The sequence below is a fragment of the Bacillus benzoevorans genome (genome assembly GCF_014207535.1).
Classification (GTDB): domain Bacteria; phylum Bacillota; class Bacilli; order Bacillales; family Cytobacillaceae; genus Bacillus_BD; species Bacillus_BD benzoevorans.
Window position 1 is genome coordinate 133379 of the sequence record NZ_JACHGK010000011.1, and the last position, 19004, is coordinate 152382.

The window sequence follows — 19004 nt, forward strand, 5'->3', positions numbered from 1 at the left end:
TAGGCAGGTTAATCTATTATGAATAAAGTGTTATTAAAAAATGCTTTTATCCACCCGATTACACAAAGCCCATTTTTCGGGGATTTATTGGTAGGAAATGGGATTATTTTGGATATTGGGTTAAATTTAGCAGCGATGTCCGATACAAGGGTCTATGATTGCGCGGGACTCTATCTGTTTCCAGGTTTTATTGATGTCCATACTCATTTAGGTTTATATGACGAGGGGATCGGTGAGGTTGGTAATGATGCGAATGACAGTATTGAACCGCTCAACCCTCATATTCGGGCATTAGACGGCGTCTATCCTCAGGATCCGGCTTTTGCGGAAGCAGTCCGGGCCGGAATTACAACCGTTCATGTCATGCCGGGAAGTGCGAACATCATTGGCGGGACGACTTCTGTTATTAAAACAAGCGGCAGCAATATCCAGACGATGCTGGTGAAAGAAACTGCCGGTTTAAAAATTGCCCTTGGAGAAAACCCGAAACGGGTTCATAGCTACGGGAAAAAGAATTCTTTAACCCGTATGGGAATCATGGGGAGACTGCGGGAGATTTTTTATGAAGCCAAATATTGTGAAGAACCGGAAAAATTCCGTTTAGCCCCTATTATAAAGGCATTAGAAAAAGAAATACCTGTCCGTATTCATGCACACCGGGCCGATGATATTCTCTCTGCTATCCGATTTGCTGAAGAATTTGCTTTGGATTTAAGAATCGAGCATTGTACCGAGGGGCATCTGATTGCTAATGAGCTTGCTGACAGAGGCTTAAAAGTTTCCGTAGGACCCACCCTCACCCGCCGCTCGAAAGATGAACTTAAACATAAAAGCTGGCAGACTTATCAGGTTTTAAGCGGCAAAGGGATTGAAGTCTCTATCACGACCGATCATCCGTATATTCCGATCCAATATTTAAATATATGTGCGGCTATTGCTGTTCGTGAGGGCTTATCTGAACAGCTGGCGTTAGAAGGAATGACGATTCTGCCCGCACGAAATCTAGGGCTGGAACATCGGATTGGCAGTGTTGCGAAAGGGAAGGACGCCGATCTGGTGCTCTGGTCACATCACCCTTTTTATTTTATGGCAAAGCCGAAATGGACCATGATAAATGGCATATTCATTGAATAAAAACACTGATATTGACTCATAGAAAATTGTCAAAAATTAGCCGAATTTTAACGAAAAATTTACCTAAACACCTATTTTCAATTTAAAATTTTTTTAGTACTATTCAATTGTAAGGTGATTTTTTTGCTTCATATTTTATAAGGTAAAGGGGATTCGATAACTGATTTGTAAGACGCCTTTATTATGATTTCTATATTATATCTTTATGGTATAGGGAAGGCAAATGGTGCGCCACCAGTCAAACTGGTTCTAGTGGGTTCGATTCCCACCCCGAAATTTTTTAGTATTTTGATAAAAAATTTCGAGGGTGGGTCTTTTCATCTTTTGCATGGGAAAGGACTGCCCTCGGGTCGGAGGGGATTAACCGTGCTGAAAAAACGCGAACTGCATGAATGCCATGAATTATTTGACTTGATGACCCATCCTGATGTCTTCCCATTTGTGCGTCATAAAGCTGCATCCTATGAAGAATTTTTATTTATCACGAAACAAATGCTGGAAGCCGAAGAACGCGGCGAGCTGATCTCAAGGACAATCCTTGATGAATGGGGTGCTCCGATTGGCACGATAAGCTTATATGATATCCAGGAAAATGCAGGTTTTTTAGGTACATGGCTCGGAAAGCCATACCATGGAAAAGGATATAACCAAAGTGCAAAAGATGCTTTTTTTAAAGAACTATTTTACGAGTTAGGAATTGAGACCATCCTGATGCGCATCCGGCATGTGAATATCCGTTCCCAAAAAGCTGCTCAAAAGCTCCCCTACATCGTAGATGCCAGCCAATCACGGCAATCCCTTTATGAGCAATTAAACCTAGTGGAAGACCTCTTTCAATTGTTTGAAATTCCAAAAGATTTATATACGATGCATATGTTAAGAAATACTAGCGATGAAACTTCGCAAAAATTAGAAGCCTAAATTTGGTTGGGTTTCAGATTTGGCTTGCAGGTGTCTGGCTCCGATAACATGATTTTATCCAGTAGTTGTTTCATCTGAAATAATCTGGTTATTTCATGATATTGTGGTGCCCGGCACCTTTTTTTCGCACTGTTTATCTTTTGTTGAATAAATTATTATAGATAAATGACATCAAGCATCATGATCTTAACAGCCCATTCCATGGAATGGATTTTATGAAAGGATGTATATCCAATGTTTCCTTGGAATTTATTTCCCTTTAACAAAGATATGCAAAATAAAGTGCGGCAAATGAACCCGGAAGAAATTAATCAGTATGTGCAAAATATTATGGAGCAGATGGGCAGCTTGTTTCAACCCTCGGCGACTAACTATATGAATCCTCAGGATTTTATTAAATCCTTCCATGCAGGAGAACGTGGTCATTCTACTGCAGCAAAAGGATCTGACATTCAATACTCTGTCTATGAAACACATGACTTTATTTTTGTGCGAGTTCATATTGAGCAGGAAGAATGGCTGCAGCAGCTTAAGCTATATCTTACCTCCCATCTGCTTATCATTGAGAATGTTCCCGAGACTGGCGAAAAACAATCCATTCCCCTCCCTGCCCTTGTAAAGAAAAAAGGTACGTCAGCCCAATATAAGGAGCAAACACTTGAAGTCAAAATCCCGAAAAATATTGATATGCAATTTTCTGAGATTGATATTATCGAAATTTAACCGAAATAATTTATTAAGTAAGCCTTTTAGAAAAAACGGCCTCATCAAAAGGCCGTTTTGTTTTGCGTTATTGTTGTTTTGTATCATCGTTCATTTCAGTATCTGTCATCTTTGCTGCCCCGCCTTCTGCTTCAGGCTCGCTTGGCTGGCCAATAACAAATTCTTTTTTCGGCATTGCATGATAGCCTTCAGCCGTTACATGGGAGTATATATAGTAAGTCCCTTCCTCTGTAAAGCCTTTTTTCAGTTCATAAATACCATCGCCAGCATGCTTAACCGGAATCTTTTCATGTTTTTCATCATTGGCACGCCAGATCTCAAACACCACTTCATCCGGGTCCGTTACAGCTTCTTCACCATAGGTAACTTTAGCGGTAAATGTAACCGGTTCATTCACACTGCCCTGCACCGGATTTACCGTCAGATCAACATTAAGAAACAAAGGAACTCGATCCTTTTCTTTCTGACCGGAACAAGCTGTTACAACTGAAATAAGCAAAAATAATAACACTAATAAATACAGTCTTTTCTTCATCTTGAATCCCCTTTAAATTCGCAAAAATGGCTAATCCAGTTTTAAGTATATCATCCCTAAATAATATCTTCTATGACAGGCAAACGAATTTCAACGGTAGTTCCTTGTCCAAGTCTGCTTGAAATAGTTAAACTGCCATCATGAAGGATGGCAAGTTTATCAGCAATCGCTAACCCGAGACCTGTCCCTCCATCCATTCTTGTCCTGGCTTTATTGACGCGATAGAACCGTTCCTTAATATTGGCTAAATCCCCTTCTGGGATTCCTTTACCTGTATCACTTATTTTGATCACACACATTTTACCTTCATTTTGTAAAGCAATCGAGATTCCTCCTGTTTTCGTGTATCTGAGCGCATTATCGATGACATTCTGTAATATTTGTTCAATACGTCCTTCATCCCCATTGATAATGATGTCAGGATCTAAATCAAGACGGAAGGATAATCCTTTTTCGTTCAGTACAGGTTTATATTTAACGGTGGAATCCTCTATCAATTGGGCCAACGGCAGCGGCATTTTAACCAATGTATACTCTTCACGGTCTAGTCTCGATAAATCGAGTAAATCTCCAACTAGGCGTTCCATCCTGCCAGCCTCTCTGTGAATCAAGTGTAAATATTGTTTTTTATCCTGCTCTTCCTGAATCATGTTGCAAAGAAGGGCATCGCTATAACCCTTTACATAGCTGATTGGTGTTCGCAGCTCGTGAGAGACATTGGCGAGAAATTCTTTTTTTCTCTCATCTTCCTTTTGAATCGATTCCGCCATGTGGTTAAACGCAGAGGATAGTTGACCTATTTCATCTTTTGTATCGATTTGAAGCCTCACTGCATAATTTCCTTTAGCCACCTCTTCAGCAGCATCCTTCATTTTCACGATTGGACCTGTCAGTCTCTGCACGATTTTACTCCCAGCAAAGAGGGCAATAATCAGAAAAAGAAGAGCAGCCGTTAGCCAAAGATAGGCAAACTCCTTAGTAAGCTCAGTGATTTTGGCCAGCGGCATATACATATAGATAATACCTTCCAAGCGGTTCTCATCCAATAATGGAATAATAACAGAAATAAGCTTTCGATCAAATCTTTCTTCATAACCTACTTTTTGGATCGTTTTGCCAGCAAGCAGCCGCTCTCTTTCCCCAGCACCAATCAGTGCTTCTACATTCATGTCAAAAGGAAAACAGGCACTAAGTTCTTTCGGATTACTCACGACAAATATCTCTGCCTCAGACTTTGAATTAAACCATTCAATTTTATCCTTTAATTCGTCTGTCAGCGGTCCTGATTCATAGTCAAGAGATAGAAGTTTTCCCTGCTCCAGCATGACGTTTTCGACGTTTTCAACATATAACTTTTCATAGAAAAAATAGGACAATAAATACGAATACAAAATCGTAATGATGATTGCTGCCGTAATGGAAAGCCACATTTTTCGTGCAAGACTTCCTGCTCTTTTGTTCATAGGTTTGGTGCCTCAAATTTATACCCTATGCCCCAAACTGTTTGGATATAATCCGAAGCTGGACCTAATTTCATCCGCATAGTTTTAATATGAGTGTCTACCGTGCGCAAGCTCCCGATATAATCAATCCCCCAGATTCGTTCAAGCAGCTGTTCTCTGCTTAATGCCTGATTTTTGTGTGCCATCAAATAAATAAGCAATTCATACTCCTTTAAGGTTAAAGTAATTAACCCGCCATCAATGATGACTTTTCGGGCTTTTTGGTCGATCTCAATCATTCCAATTTTATACGCTTCATCTTCTGCTTGTTCCTGAGAAGTCCTGCGAAGTACGGCATGAATCCGTGCTACCATTTCGCCTGGGCTAAAGGGTTTCACAATATAATCATCCCCGCCCAATTGAAGTGCACGAACCTTATCCCATTCTTCACCCTTAGCAGAAAGGAAAATAATAGGTGTATCGGAGAATTCTCTTATTTTTGCACAAACTTGAAAGCCATCTTCATCCGGCATCATAATATCAAGCAAGATTAAATCCATTTTATCGTCCTTTAACCGTTCGTAAGCTTCCTTGCCCCCATTTGCCTGAAAACACTCATAACCGGAATTTTCTAAGTACATTTGTGTCAAAGTACGCATATCTTCTTCATCATCAATAATCATAATCTTTCTTCTCGTCATATTATCTGCTCTCCCTTACAATTAATTGAAAAGGGCCTTTTCCCACATTTACTTGATGTTTAATCTCTAAACTAGCTGGATCAACAAAATAGATATCATCACTATCATATCCTGCTACGATTAATTCATCATGAAATAATGATAATTCAAAAGGATTGGCACCAATTTGAACAGATTGTATCTGCTCTCCGCTTTCCGGTATTTTGTATAAAGTATTTGATCCATGGCTGATCGCATAAATATTTCTATCTTTTTCAATAAAATTAACAGGCATTAACGGAGCATGAATAGTACGGATCAATTCCCCGTTAAGTAGATTGTAAACATGAATATCCGGTTCTGCTTCAGTACCCATTCCATGACCGCCAATCCAAAGTTCATTCTCACTTTCCCTCAATAAAGCACCAGTCGCAAATGGATGAATCTTAATACTGTCTAAAGCAATTTTACTCTGTTTATCGATAATCGTTAATTCTTCATCATTTAAACTAATCACATAAAGCTTTTCTTTTCCTTCTAAAATGGTGAAGGGATTTTGTTTCGTGGCGATTGACTTTGTTTCCTTCCCGTCAATCGTAAAAAAACGCGCCTGATTTCGTTCTTGATCAGTAAAGACAATTTCCTTCTTATTTTTTAACACGATACCGTTGACAATTCCTTTTCCAGTATTCCAGCTATTCACCCATTCACCTCGTGAAAGCGAATACAAGTCAACCGATTCTACTCCTTTACCATAAAGAAGCAGGGTATCCCGATCCGGTAAAATTAAACCGCCTGAATAAGGCTTCTCCATTTCCCATTGCATGACATTCTTATGACGCTCTGCATCCACAAATGAAACCGTCATATCTTTAATATTAATCGATACGATGACGCTTAGTTCTTTTGATACAGGTGAATAATTCTTTTCCGAACAGGCCGTTAGAATAAAACACATTAATAGGATAGACAGGAATAATTTAATAGATTTCATACGGTGCTCCTGATAAAAGTTTTTATACTAATATTATACTAAGACATTGTGAAAAAATGGTGAAATCGTCCACATTTTATTTCTATTTAAAATGTTCACATAAATAATTTTATACATAAAGAGTGGGATAGAATGTTAATATGCTGTAAAAGATAGAGAAAACAAGGCAATGAAAGGAGTTTACTCTCTTTATGACTACACCATATCGCTGCCCAAATTGTAAAACAAATAGATCCCGCTTTAATTTAATTAAGCAAATACCGCTGGCGGTCAAAATGGATCCACAAACAGGAAATATTATGGAGGAATATGCACAAGATGAACTTAGTCCGTTTCATACACCCTATAATGGACCGGATGTAAAGGTACAATGTGCCGCCTGCGGGTTAATTGAAGATGAAAAAACATTTGTCAAATTTGGTGAAATGAAATAGACGGATTGTAATCTATTACAAAGAACAAAAGGGTGAGACCTTCCATTACGAAGTGCTCACCCTTTTGTCCATTCGCATCATGATGCGATATCGTTGTTACATTTTTCCTTTTAATATTTCAACCGCTTTTTGAATTTGGGTATCATTTTGTGTGATCAAATCACCTATACGCTGCATTAACGTAATAGTCGTTTGACCTGACACAATTCCATTTACCTCAAGATTCTCCTTCGCTTGAAATTCCTTTACCGCTTGTTCTGTTTTTTCATCAAATAAACCGTCTTCTCGTCCTGGATCATATCCTAATGCCTTCAGCATCTGCTGCGCTGTTTTGACTTGGGTAGAGGTTGTTGAAAGCTTTAGTTCTGTTTCGGTATCAATCATGCTTAAGAAAGCATACGGTGGCAGAGTAACTTCAACATCAGGAGTAATCCCTTTCTTATGAATCCAATTCCCATCAGGTGTCAGCCATTTTTCAGTTGTTAATTTAAGATTGGAACCATCTGTAAATTTCTTTGCCTGCTGCACGGTTCCTTTCCCGAATGATTTTTCTCCAACCAATGTCACATGTGCTGATTCATGTACTGCTGCTGCCAAAATTTCGGAAGCACTGGCACTGCCTTTATCGATGACTACTACTAATGGTACGTTTGGATTCTCCTTCGTGCTCGTTGAAGTGATTGATTGCCTTTTGCCATTACGGTCTTCTACTTGCAGAATAACTTCTTTATCGGGAAGGAACAAGCTTGAAATTTTAATCGCTTCATCCAACAATCCTCCTGGATTTTGCCGTAAATCCAGAATAAGACCTTTCATGCCTTGATCTTGAAGCTCATTTAATTTCGCCACAAGTTCTTTTGTTGTATTAGTTGAAAAAGAGGTAATCTGTACTTTGGCGATTCCATCCTCGAGCATTTCTCCATATACCGTTTCGATCGGAATTGTATCTCTGACAATCGATACATCCATGTTTTCTTCAACACCCGGGCGTTGAATCGATAATTTAACCGTTGTTCCTTTATCACCGCGGATCAGCAGAACAGCTTTATTAGCACTCATTCCTTGAATACTTTTCCCGTCTACTGTGAGAATTTTATCATTTGGCTTTAACCCGGCTTTTTCAGCCGGTGAATCTTTAATAGGAGAAATGACCATGATATAGCCATCCTGTTCCTGAATCTCCGCGCCAATTCCATTAAAGGAAGAAGAAATCGTATCATCAAAGCTCTTGGCTTCTTTCATATCCATATAATCCGAGTATGGATCATCTAGCGCATCTACCATGCCGTTTATCGCACCATCAATCAATTTTCCCTCGTCCACCTTTTGGAAATAAGTGCCTTTCAACGTATCATATGCGGAATAGAGCTTATCAAATTCCGTTCTTTCATTTGCCACTGTTACTGCCTTTTCATCCCCAAAAGCGAGAGCAAAGGTGGTAATACCCGCTGATAAAAATACAACAAAAAATAGAAGCATCACAAAATGAAATCTTTTCATCCGAATGAAACCGGTTTGCGTTTCCGGTATCTCTTTATTTACATTTTTGTCATTTTCCAACAAAAGTCACCACTTTCCTGTCAAAACTATAGCCATAAAAAATTGCCGTTTATTAATGTTTAAATAGCAAAATAAAAGCAAAAAAAAACATATTCACTTTAAAAGAGATGCAGCTTTATTACATTCCTTAGATTTTCTCCACAACATGAAAGTATTCTTCCAGTGTTAATCCATTTTCATAAATGCCACTAGCAGACTCCACACCTACATAGCGGAAATGCCAAGACTCGTATTGATAACCTGTAATGGCCTCTTTACCTTTAGGGTATCGCAGGATAAAGCCAAACTTATGGGCATTTTCTACTAACCATTTCCCTTCAGGTGTCTCGCCAAACTGCTCGGAAAGAGCTGAATTTGCACTTGCACTGGAAATATCCATTGACAGCCCAGTTTGGTGTTCGCTATTTCCAGGTACCGCAACCACTTGAACAGCTTGTTCTCTGCCAACATTTTGTACTTCGTTATTAAAAACCTCCACTTGTCTTTCATATGAACGATATCCAGAAACGGCATAAAGCTGTAGATTGTGATTAGCTGCTTCTGTAAACATCTTTTCCAATGCCATTGCCGCTTCTTTTCTCATATAGCTTTTTTCAATATCCTGGTCGCCAAATGAAAAAGCTACATTTGGGCGCACTAAATCCGCCGGGGCATATCCGTCAGGAAGCCCATATTCTTTATTTACAAGGACCAAGATATTTTCCGGATTTTGAATCACCTTTTTCCCATCAACCTCGGCAATTTTGTTAAAATATGCCGCTTCTAATGTTAGTTTATCCTCATTTGCCTCTCCCTTTTTTTCTTCTTGGGGTTTATGATTTTGTTCTGTTTGATTTTGTTGTTTTTCAGTTGAATTCTGATTTTCTTCCTGAACAGTTTCATTCTTTTTCTCTGATTGATCTGAATTTTCCCCAATGCCGCATCCTGATAACAGCACGATACTTCCCACAGTTAACAAAATTCTTTTCATTCTATTCACCTGACTTTTTAAAACTGTACTTTCTATTCTATCATTTTTCCAATGAAATACGATAGTGATACTTAGAAAAAGAGGGAAAGTTTAATGGCAAAAAAAGAGAGTGCTCTATTTTTACTAGAGCCCCTCTTGTCTATTTATTCTTTTATCGCAGCTTCAAGCGCGACTTCAATCATGTCGTTGAAGGTTGTTTGCCTCTCTTCTGCTGTTGTGATTTCACCTGTAATGATATGATCACTGACCGTTAATACGGATAAAGCTTGACGATTAAACTTCGCAGCTAATGTATATAGCGCAGCGGTTTCCATTTCAATCGCAAGAATTTGATAGTTTGCCCATTTTTCTAATTCAGCGTTATCATTATAAAAAAGATCGGCAGTCAGGACATTTCCCACTTTTAAATGAAGACCTTTTTCTAAACCGGAATCATATGCCTGTTTCAGGAGCCCGAAATGGGCTGTTGGGGCGTAATCGACACCGCCAAAGGTAATGCGGTTCATTTGTGAATCAGTGGAAGCACTCATGGCCAAAATAACGTCACGAACTTTTACATCTTTTTGAATCGCACCGCATGTCCCGACACGAATTAATTTCTCGACATGATAGCTTTGCATTAATTCCGTAATATAGATGGAAATAGATGGAACACCCATACCTGTTCCTTGTACAGATACTTTCTTTCCTTTGTAAGTCCCTGTAAACCCGTACATATTACGGACTTCATTATACATTTTAGCCCCTTCAAGGAATGTTTCAGCAATATATTTGGCCCGCAGCGGATCCCCTGGCAGCAATACGGTGTCAGCAATCTGTTCTTCCTTTGCTCCGATATGTATACTCATTTTATGGCCTCCCATCATCTTTTTCTCACTATACCATATTTCCCCAACCACTTTCATCTCATGAAAATAAAGAGGAAGGAGAGACTAAGTTTTACAGCGTTGCACTGTAGGACGCGAAAAAAAACATTTCAGGAGGCAAACATGGGAAAAAAACATCGAAACCGGATTAATTCTCCGAAAAAAAATAATCATCTTCCTTCGGAAGCCATCATTGCTGAACAAGAAGCACATGGAAAGGAATATACAGCTGCGGGCGGAAGGAAAAACGGTCCGGGTCATAATCAATAAAAGAATAGGCTGACCCAGCGAGATTCTTACTCATTGGGTCAGCCTATTCCTCCTCTCTTAACAAACTTTTAAACGGTTGACTTGTTCCCATCCGCCTGAGCGTAATTGATAGTAAAACTGTCCCTTGCGCCCGTCATCAATAAAGAGGATATCCCCTGTAGTAATAAAACGGCCCTTGAAATCCTTAGGCATCCGATCCAGGACATTAAAGATTGCAAACACTTCATTAAGACAGTCATCATGAGAGGTTCCTTCTACTTGGAGGCGGTACACCTCCTGATAGCCCTTCCTTTGTCTGTATGACGGAGTTTGAAAAATGGTTACATCATAATCTCTTTTTTTCGTCCGGATCAGTTCCTTTAACATAATCATCCTCCTCTGTTTTTCTGAATTTTATAATAATACTGATATAAAAAAGATTAGACAAAACGGCTGTCGAAACCTTCAAAGAATTTCATCTAGTTTTGTCGATTTCGGATAGATGTAAAATATTTTGCGTGAAAGAATGCTTTTTATGGCAAAAAAAGATGGCAGGAAACACCATCTTTTTGCACCTAAATATTTATTTAGTCAATATCAACCATTTTCTATGAATATTGTTGAATAATTGATTGTAATTTTTGTGTCAGGACTGGAATATCATCCATGGAAACAGAAATCCGAATATTTGATTCATCCATTTCTAAAGCTTCTGCTAAAAACCCGCCTAATCCCCTTGCTTTTCGATCAATTTGGAAGTGCAGGTCAGCAGTTGCTGCCGAAATAGGAAGGTATACAAGCTCCAATTCATCCAGTCTGCCCCTAAAGGCACCTGATGTCGGAACAAATTCAAATTCCTGAATAAAAGGCAGACGCTGACGCAGACGATAGGATGCTTGTTCACATTCCACCTCACGAATCCGAAAACCAAGTGCTGAAACAGCCTCTAAAACGGCTTCCATTAATTTGCTTGGTCTTACTTGCAGAAAATCCTTATCGGCAGGATCAACGGCATTTTTGATATCGAGACCTGTCGCTACCCAAACTCTTGTCTTCCCCATCGATACAGGTGTATCAATTGGAAGAATAAAGGAAAATGGAATTTCTCGTCTTTCATTTGCCGACACGGTAAAAGCTGTTGCCAGTCGAATTCTATCAATCGTGGCTGTCACATTCATTTTATGATCATCAGATTCTTTTACATACTGTGTATTTACGGTTAAATAAATATCATCAATTTTTTGTTCGGTATTTCCGCCGCGAATTTCCACAACCCCTTTTATTTCTTCTCCAGGCATTACTTGGTCCCGTTCCAGCTTTGTATCTACGGTTGCTGCTCCAATACCAACACTTGCCAGTACTTTATTAAAAAAAGACATGCTATTCTCCTCCTTATTGAGATAAAAGATTAACAATATCGTGTTCAATATCACTGCATGATCGATAGGGTTCATCAATAGCTAATAGTTTTCTAATCATGAGACGTGCATGACCAGATAACGCCAGCTCTTCTTCCCAGCTTTTTTTCGGACTATTTTCATTATCTTCATAAGTTGAGTATAATAAAAACAATAAAAAATGACCAAGCGCATAGAAATCACTTATAGGAGATGCCATCCTTTTAATGTGATCACGATCCAACTGCTGTGTGACTCCATCGTTATAAGTGCAAGCAAGTCCAAAATCTATTAATCTCAGTTTCTCGTTTTCAATCATAACATTGGGAATTCGTATATCACGGTGGATGATCCCATGCTGATGGAGCCATTTCATAATCTGGAGCAGTTCAAGACCGATTTGAAAGGTTTCTTTCTCAGAATATTTTCTTCCCTCTTGGAAAATCAACTGTTCAAATGTTTTCCCGGAGACATACTCCATCGTATAAAATGGAATTCTGCCCATATTCCCCTTCTCATAGTAGATAGGAAAATACGGATGGTTAATGGATTGCAATAGTTTCTGTTCTTCTTCAAAGGCTTTTTTTCCCGATTTTAATATTCTTTTATGAACTCTTAATGATTTTAACACGACAGGAGTTTGTTTTATCCGATCAAACACATGGTAGCTGATTCCGTAGCTTCCCCGTCCTAAACAAGTGATGATTTCATATCGTTCTTCAATCACCTTCCCAATTTTTAACGGCCTTTCCAGAAGGTTTGCAGCGATCGCTGTTGCACTTTTCAACATAATAGAACTTCCTTTACTCTCCTTTGTCCTTAGAAATCTTATTAACTGCTGAAGAAACTGCTTCCGCTAAAGAATCCGCTGCTTTTTTTCTTTTTCTTGTAATATCCGTGACCCATATGTGATTGATGATAATGTTTTTGATGCTTATAGGCATCACTTGAACTCCCGTATTTATATTTATGATTTGAGGATTGATTTAATAATGATTTAATAATTTTTTTGAACATGCTATTTCCTCCTTTTCATTATCTTCTCTATAATACGAAAATTTCCCCCTTCGGTTTCATTAATTTCATAAAAAGTTCATAAAGAAAACTCGCTGATTGGCGAGCCTGTAAGGCGAAGACAGAAGCGTAGCCGCGCAGAGCCCGATTGGCTTTTCTAAGAGCTGAAGCTCTAAGAAAAGCCTTACTGCACTTATACTTTTTTCCTAAAAATTGCAGCTACGCCGAGGTTCTTCTTCGCTGCAATTTTATAACATTCTAAAAGTTCATGAAAAAATGACGAGCCGGCTCGTCATTTTTTCAATCAGTCTAATCTATTTTTATTCCTCATTTATTTCCTCATCAATAATACTTTTTTCTAATAAATAATCAAAAGTGATATCGGCAAGGTCATCTAGTTCTCCTTCCACCGGAACATAGCCCCTTTTTAACAGTTCTCGAAAGAAAAACTCTGCAATTTCATCGGTATCAATAATGACCTCGATTTCTTTCAATTTGCCGCCCCCTTCCCCATATATAGAGAATGTATGCACAAAGGTTTTTTTATAGACCATAAATGACTTTTGATAATTTGTATAGCAAAAATAAAAGCATTTTTCAATTTGACAAGCATACATATGGGTAACAGAACAAAATCACGGGAGGGGAAAATGATGAAATTAAAGCAAATGATTGAATGGTTCATAGAAGATGTAAATGATGAAAAAGGATTTACGCTGACTTTTGTTTCTCAATTGCTGCAAAATCATTTTAGAATGATTATAATCGCGGGTATTCCCTTCCTATTCTATATATTATTTCTTGCCGGAGGACTGCAATAGAAGGGTTCAATCATATTTTTTTGTCAGCCTTTTTAGCTCACGGATGGCAGCTTTCATAACCTGTAAATATTCTTCATCACCAAACCATTTAAATAAGAAAAAATAGTCATTATAGATATCTAATAAGCGATTAATTTGTTTTTCATGCCGCAAAGGATCTTGGTTAGAAGCAGGGTCTTTTTTTCCCAGTCCCACACTCTCCTCGGCCTGCTTTTTCATCTGCTGCTGTTTATTAATGGAATAAAGGAGTCCAAGCTTTTGCATAAAGGCCTCTGCATTATCTGAATCAGCAAGTAAAATAAGGTCTTCCTCACCTGCCTCCAGCCATTCCTCATCGTCAATCCGCGATAGTTCATATAATACGTCTTCCCAGGCATCATCCTTATAGCGCCAAATTTCTGTGCGAAATCCAACAATTTTATATAAGTCCGCCCCTTTTCCTTTAACCTGTACTAGATCGCCGATAAAAAATTTATACTCAATATCAATATGTTCCTGCTCGACAATTTCGCCATCATATTCAGATAATAAGCGTAAAGTGGATTCTTTATATAATCCATCACCTTTATTTACTTCATAAACATATATCCCGTCCAGCCATTTCACGTCTGTAATCCTTCTAAATTTACTGGATATTTAAAACCCTTGCAACTAAAGTGTTTCAACCCTCATTATAAATAAAAAAACTCATATACCATGATGGCATACGAGCTTATTTTTATTGATTTGGCTTATTCAGATTTATCATTTTTATTTTTATTTTGTTCATTTTTTCTCTTAATTTTATTTGTCAATTCAATTAGTCCTCTCGCTGCTTTCTCCGCATCAAAAGTTCCTCTTTCTGCATAATTTACTTTCATGTTGAGATCACCTCATAGTAAAATATGCATAATGTATTTCTTTGGAATCTTGTCTCCAAAGAAATGAATATTAAAAAATATTTCTATCAAATTTGCAGATTCAGAATTTCCAACAAACAGCAAATAATTCACCTCATTTAGATTGGATTAACTCAGGGTGAAAATTCTATTCCTTTTTAGACTGATTTTAAGCAGTGCAACTGTTGCAAACTTCATACCTTGGCTCCTTCTGTATCAGCATCATGAACAGCAGAGAGTTAATCCCCTTTTAACACGTTTCTCACTCGATAATACAAATGATGGTAAATCCAGATAGGAACAATCTGCCGATCTATGAAAATTGTATTGAAATCGTAGCGGCTTTCAAATGTCTTTAATGTGCCAATAACAGACTGTGGCTTCATTTCTGATTTATAATTGTTTGCCAATATATCACTGTAGCCGCTGCCTTGTTCAATAATTAATACAAAATCCATTCCTTTCGAACGGATCAGTTCATTCTGAAATGCCGTTCGTTTATCCGCTTTAAAATTGCCAATAAGTTCATCGATATGTGCTTTTCTCTCAATTACTACCGGAATATGGAGATCCCTAAGTATACCCATTCCTTCATTTTTCGGAATCATAACGGCATAATCCCCCACATCCAGTTTCTTATTCATATAAGGAATCTTTCTTGAATTAAAGAACTCTATAATATGAGAGTAGTTTTGCTCCCGGGTGTCGATTAGAATAGTAAGAGTGTTGAGCAATCCCTTTAATTCCTTCTCCGTAAATTGGTAAAGAGCTAAAGCATCCACTCGATATTCACTGCCTCTCACGGTTCTACAAATACTATTTTAATTGCTTCGCTATTTGTTCCACTTAATTCCCGCCTATCAACCGGTTTAAATCCCGCTCTGTCCAGAAAGTCCTTTGCAACTGTTATGCGGTCTTTATTGCTTGCATTCGCATCGTTAAGTATCTCAAACATCACCCTCCTAGCTGTTAGGGCATCTGCAATGAATTGTTGCTGTAAGCCTTTAATCATCTCATATTTAAACTTAATCAGAGATTCTTGAACCCTAACATTTCCTAACAGCCTAGAGCCTTGAACATCGGCACCATTTTTACTATAACCTGCACGAATTGCCGCTTGTGTAGCATTAAAGTCTTTTAGATATTCAATTACAAAGGCAACCTGTTTTTCCGTTAACTCCTCCATGCCTCACCGCCCCTTTTCCTTCAGTTTGTTTAATTTTTTCAACCCCTTCACTTTATAATTTCTAATCCTCATTCAAAACGGCTCTCAATTCTTTGCGAAATGCTTCTAATTCTCCGATACCTTAATCAAGACTGTTTTATTTTCTTCACAGAAAGCTGCAATGGCTTCTTTTCGACCATTAGTTCATAACCATCATTTTTTATATTTATCTCATTCAAATTCAACAAAAAGTTACAAGTTTACAAAGGAAATTACACAAAATGTAAATCGCTGTAACCTGTAGAACATTGTTATATCAATGTTTGTACATGCTTGTGGAGTAGAATTACAAAAATAACATTTTTTATGAGAAAGTATATACATATATAAAATGCGATCTTTATTAGAAAACTTAATTGTTTATACACATAGATACTCTTGTATTCTTGTAATTTCTGTAACTAATACTCTCTACACCTTGATACATGAGGATTTGTCGTGATTACATTTTTTACCTTTTTTTGTAATTTGGTGTAATCCGTGTGATAGTCATGCAGATTTTAAGGAAATATGTCCTCTTTGAAATCAAGTCCCATATTCTTAATGAATTCTTTATTTACTACTACTACACGGAAACTGCTTCCTACATGGTTTATTACCTTGTAATCAACTATATTGCCGTCATTTTCACATTTTTGGGTATACCCTCTCCGTAACCATTCCCCACGGATCACCTTTTCATCGATGCTGAGATACTCTTTCAAAAAGGCTGGAGTTAAACATAAAGTATCGTATTTATAAATCGCTTTCATTTCATTGGGTGGATATCTATAGTAAACATCTCTTCTAGAACTATCCAAATGAATGAGTATTTCTTCAAGCAACTGCTTAGGCTTGTCAATAGTTTTATTTACTTCTGATATTTCACTGAATATTCCGTATATTATCTTCAGATCAACCTCTAAGCCTAAGATTTGATTGACGGCTATACCTGCGAAATGAATGGCAGCATGGTATAAACTTAAACGGAGCAATACTTCATCCCCCATGGCATTTTCTGCATACATTTCTTTTGTCCCATTAAATTCTTGAAGCAACTCTTCTTTGTGCCGGCTCCAACCGTTCAGAAATTCAAGGCCAACTGATCCGTAATTCTGATCAAGGGCATTGTACAGATCTGAAAAAAAGGCTGGTGTTGTTCTTCTGAAAGGCTGATCCTCGATTGAAATGATTCGTGCAGCTGCTCCATGCTTTGCCGCATATTCAGAAAGTGATGCTTCACCCGTACTGAATAGAATATTTTGCCAAGTCGTTTCTGTTTGAGAACCCCTTAGACTACCTCGGCCTTTAGCACGACCACCGCTAAATTGATACACGACCGCCTTCAACACTCGTTCATCTGCCTTCCTGGTATCGTCCATAAACAAGGGGAAGCTGTTCAAAAATCCCGCTTTTCGTTCAATGGACACTTTTGTAGCATTCCATTCATTAACCATAAACTTATTTCCCCACACACTTCTAGCTACCTGTAAAGCCGTTGTTTTCCCCTGTGACGTGCTTCCAGACAAATCAATCAAAAACGGGCTTACCTTCAAATCATGCAGAATAACAGATGCAAATGAAGCAAGAAGTAAAAACAATACTTTGGGGTGTTCCTTTATCCTATCAAAAACTTCTAATTTCCAAGAATCCAAATCTCCTTTAGCCTCAAATGCTTCTAGCAACTGCCGTTCACCAATATCATTCGGGACAACTTTGATCCCTTTTAGATCAAGAGGATGAATGAACTTTCCTTTGATATGTCCTAGCCGTTCAACCATTTTTGCTTGTTCCAACTGATTGTTCGTTAAGTAGCTATCAAAGTATTGAATGAGGTCTTTATAATTCAGATCATTAACATGGAACCCTTTGTCGGCTAGCAACAGTATTTCTCTTTTGGTTGCTACTGTACCAGCCGTTACGACTTCCCTCCTTTCCCTTCCCCGATCCATCCAGGACAATTCGTAGTAGATACTGTTTTTTTCAACATTCGACAACTCTTTTGTAATTGTTGGAACCATCCGGGATACAAGGATTACTTCCTCTACTTCGTTTCCTCGTTTCGTTTTTAATATTTTTTTAAACAAAGCATTCCTCTTTACTAAGAAAGGATGCATTATCATTGATTTCCGCATGCCTAATGCAATTGGGCTGTTGATCTTTCCATAATAAAAACAATTGCTACACCCTCCAAACTCCGAATCGATTGATTCGCAAGTTCTCGGTTTTAAATTTGCCCTGATTTCATGGAGCTTTATTTCTGTTTCACTTACCGAATAATTGGGATGGCCCATACTCCAGGAATGGCACAAATTTTCATGATCCTCACAATATGCTCCTATGGATAATGCCGCCAACCATTCAGAATAAGTTGCATTTTCCTTATTATTTAAGTAATGCTGGATAAATTGGCATCCACTGATGATCGGATAAACCTTTGCATCCGGCAAATTAACTGGGATAGCATCGAATCGATCTTGTTCAGAAAGATTATCTAATCCTCCTTGTGCAGTGTGAAATTTTTCGATTGCCACTCTTATTTCCTCTATTGAATATCTTTTAGTATTCGTCTTAATAATTTCAACCATCTTTGGTTCAGACTTTCTATTAAAGGTTCCTGGAACCCGTAACACCCTTGCTAAATCACTTGTTTTATCAATATGAAGTCCTTGCGAACTAGCTAATTTGATAAATCCATCTTGGAAATTCTGTAATAATTCGGATACCTTACTCATATCTTCTTTTGAAGTGATATTAATAGCTGCATCAAATTGCCAATAACAGTGCCATCCTCCACCGCTATGAATGACGGCACTTGGTTTCAAGGGGAATGTGTTCAGGATTTTTTCCGCCTCTTTTACTGTCGGCAAATTTTTAGCAGCATGTTCCCCGCCTTTTATGTCGATCTCTACCCAAATAAAAGGAATTGAAGCAATATCAACACTTCTTCCCCTTTGCTTACCAGGCAGTTGTTCTTTTCTTGTCCCGAGGCCAAAATAGACATCCCGGCTTTCGCTAAGATACATAGCCGTGTCCACGGCAGATTTAAGATCGGACACATCAAACCAGAATGTTTCTTTTTTCTCAGGTGTCCATAAGGTGAGCCAACCTTTAGGAATGTTATCGTACATACTACTGAGAAAACTATAGGCTAAACCTTGCCTTTTGCTAATGTCCATACT

At 38.1% G+C, this 19004-nt stretch carries 23 protein-coding genes; 6 read left to right on the forward strand and 17 right to left on the reverse strand.

The genetic code is table 11. The annotated features are described in order from the left end of the window. The first annotated feature begins 18 nt into the window (after nt 1–18). The 3 genes from HNR53_RS15455 (at nt 19) to HNR53_RS15465 (ending at nt 2778) form a co-directional block, all read left to right on the forward strand. Nucleotides 19–1134, forward strand: coding sequence for an amidohydrolase (locus HNR53_RS15455; protein WP_184527591.1), 1116 nt, complete (start codon nt 19–21; stop codon nt 1132–1134). A 366-nt stretch (nt 1135–1500) separates the two neighbouring features. Beyond that, on the forward strand, nt 1501–2055 hold the full coding sequence (locus tag HNR53_RS15460) for a GNAT family N-acetyltransferase (RefSeq protein ID WP_184527593.1): 555 nt from the start codon (nt 1501–1503) through the stop codon (nt 2053–2055). Between the two features lie 234 nt (nt 2056–2289). Beyond that, nucleotides 2290–2778 carry an Hsp20/alpha crystallin family protein gene (locus HNR53_RS15465; RefSeq protein ID WP_184527595.1) on the forward strand — a complete coding sequence of 163 codons (489 nt, stop codon included), beginning with the start codon at nt 2290–2292 and terminating at the stop codon, nt 2776–2778. Between the two features lie 67 nt (nt 2779–2845). Here HNR53_RS15465 and HNR53_RS15470 read toward each other — a convergent pair whose 3' ends face one another. From HNR53_RS15470 to HNR53_RS15485, 4 genes are read right to left on the reverse strand one after another with little or no spacing between them, the layout of a single operon-like run. Further along, entirely contained in the window at nt 2846–3313 is a 468-nt protein-coding gene (locus tag HNR53_RS15470) for a FixH family protein (protein WP_184527597.1), read from the reverse strand. A gap of 56 nt (nt 3314–3369) precedes the next feature. Next, the gene (locus tag HNR53_RS15475; RefSeq protein WP_184527600.1) at nt 3370–4776 is read right to left on the reverse strand and encodes a sensor histidine kinase; all 1407 of its coding nucleotides are present in this window, start codon (nt 4774–4776) and stop codon (nt 3370–3372) included. Next, complete coding sequence (locus HNR53_RS15480) at nt 4773–5456, reverse strand: response regulator transcription factor (RefSeq protein WP_184527602.1); 684 nt, start codon at nt 5454–5456, stop codon at nt 4773–4775. Before HNR53_RS15480 ends, HNR53_RS15475 begins: the two co-directional genes overlap by 4 nt. Before the next feature lies 1 nt (nt 5457). Continuing rightward, nucleotides 5458–6429 carry a YncE family protein gene (locus tag HNR53_RS15485; protein ID WP_184527604.1) on the reverse strand — a complete coding sequence of 324 codons (972 nt, stop codon included), beginning with the start codon at nt 6427–6429 and terminating at the stop codon, nt 5458–5460. 191 nt (nt 6430–6620) lie between these two features. On the opposite strand from HNR53_RS15485, the gene HNR53_RS15490 reads away from it, so the two are divergent. After that, nucleotides 6621–6863: a DNA alkylation repair protein gene (locus HNR53_RS15490; RefSeq protein ID WP_184527606.1), complete on the forward strand. Its 243-nt coding sequence runs from the start codon at nt 6621–6623 to the stop codon at nt 6861–6863. A gap of 96 nt (nt 6864–6959) precedes the next feature. Here the strand turns inward: HNR53_RS15490 and HNR53_RS15495 are convergent, their stop codons facing one another. From HNR53_RS15495 to deoD, 3 genes are all read right to left on the reverse strand, one after another. Then, a complete protein-coding gene (locus tag HNR53_RS15495; protein WP_446681622.1) occupies nt 6960–8423 on the reverse strand; it encodes a lmo1851 family serine protease in 1464 nt (487 codons plus the stop codon). A 127-nt stretch (nt 8424–8550) separates the two neighbouring features. Continuing rightward, nucleotides 8551–9393 carry a M15 family metallopeptidase gene (locus HNR53_RS15500; protein ID WP_184527608.1) on the reverse strand — a complete coding sequence of 281 codons (843 nt, stop codon included), beginning with the start codon at nt 9391–9393 and terminating at the stop codon, nt 8551–8553. Between the two features lie 143 nt (nt 9394–9536). Beyond that, nucleotides 9537–10241 (reverse strand): purine-nucleoside phosphorylase, encoded by a 705-nt coding sequence (gene deoD, locus HNR53_RS15505; RefSeq protein WP_184527610.1) that lies wholly within the window; start codon nt 10239–10241, stop codon nt 9537–9539. 141 nt (nt 10242–10382) lie between these two features. On the opposite strand from deoD, the gene HNR53_RS15510 reads away from it, so the two are divergent. Next, entirely contained in the window at nt 10383–10529 is a 147-nt protein-coding gene (locus tag HNR53_RS15510; protein WP_184527612.1) for a hypothetical protein, read from the forward strand. Nucleotides 10530–10586: 57 nt separating this feature from the next. Here HNR53_RS15510 and HNR53_RS15515 read toward each other — a convergent pair whose 3' ends face one another. The 5 genes from HNR53_RS15515 to HNR53_RS15535 all read right to left on the reverse strand — a co-directional run bounded on the left by HNR53_RS15515 (nt 10587) and on the right by HNR53_RS15535 (nt 13413). Then, on the reverse strand, nt 10587–10895 hold the full coding sequence (locus HNR53_RS15515) for a YodL domain-containing protein (protein WP_184527614.1): 309 nt from the start codon (nt 10893–10895) through the stop codon (nt 10587–10589). A 221-nt stretch (nt 10896–11116) separates the two neighbouring features. Next, nucleotides 11117–11887, reverse strand: a complete 771-nt coding sequence (locus HNR53_RS15520) for a sporulation protein (RefSeq protein ID WP_184527616.1) — start codon at nt 11885–11887, stop codon at nt 11117–11119. Nucleotides 11888–11900: 13 nt separating this feature from the next. Further along, nucleotides 11901–12695 (reverse strand): serine/threonine protein kinase, encoded by a 795-nt coding sequence (locus HNR53_RS15525; protein ID WP_184527618.1) that lies wholly within the window; start codon nt 12693–12695, stop codon nt 11901–11903. A gap of 41 nt (nt 12696–12736) precedes the next feature. Next, complete coding sequence (locus HNR53_RS15530) at nt 12737–12922, reverse strand: hypothetical protein (RefSeq protein ID WP_184527620.1); 186 nt, start codon at nt 12920–12922, stop codon at nt 12737–12739. 317 nt (nt 12923–13239) lie between these two features. Beyond that, nucleotides 13240–13413 (reverse strand): YozD family protein, encoded by a 174-nt coding sequence (locus tag HNR53_RS15535; RefSeq protein ID WP_184527622.1) that lies wholly within the window; start codon nt 13411–13413, stop codon nt 13240–13242. A 156-nt stretch (nt 13414–13569) separates the two neighbouring features. Between HNR53_RS15535 and HNR53_RS15540 the strand changes: the two genes are divergently transcribed. Further along, the gene (locus HNR53_RS15540; protein ID WP_184527624.1) at nt 13570–13740 is read left to right on the forward strand and encodes a hypothetical protein; all 171 of its coding nucleotides are present in this window, start codon (nt 13570–13572) and stop codon (nt 13738–13740) included. Nucleotides 13741–13746: 6 nt separating this feature from the next. Here HNR53_RS15540 and HNR53_RS15545 read toward each other — a convergent pair whose 3' ends face one another. The 5 genes from HNR53_RS15545 to HNR53_RS15560 all read right to left on the reverse strand — a co-directional run bounded on the left by HNR53_RS15545 (nt 13747) and on the right by HNR53_RS15560 (nt 19001). Beyond that, nucleotides 13747–14346, reverse strand: a complete 600-nt coding sequence (locus HNR53_RS15545) for a hypothetical protein (RefSeq protein ID WP_184527626.1) — start codon at nt 14344–14346, stop codon at nt 13747–13749. A 125-nt stretch (nt 14347–14471) separates the two neighbouring features. Then, nucleotides 14472–14600, reverse strand: coding sequence for a hypothetical protein (locus HNR53_RS23475; protein WP_281391843.1), 129 nt, complete (start codon nt 14598–14600; stop codon nt 14472–14474). 257 nt (nt 14601–14857) lie between these two features. Continuing rightward, nucleotides 14858–15400, reverse strand: coding sequence for an ERCC4 domain-containing protein (locus HNR53_RS15550; RefSeq protein ID WP_184527628.1), 543 nt, complete (start codon nt 15398–15400; stop codon nt 14858–14860). 17 nt (nt 15401–15417) lie between these two features. Further along, nucleotides 15418–15804: a terminase small subunit gene (locus HNR53_RS15555; RefSeq protein WP_184527630.1), complete on the reverse strand. Its 387-nt coding sequence runs from the start codon at nt 15802–15804 to the stop codon at nt 15418–15420. Between the two features lie 539 nt (nt 15805–16343). After that, entirely contained in the window at nt 16344–19001 is a 2658-nt protein-coding gene (locus HNR53_RS15560) for a DUF927 domain-containing protein (RefSeq protein ID WP_184527632.1), read from the reverse strand. Nucleotides 19002–19004: the final 3 nt, after the last annotated feature.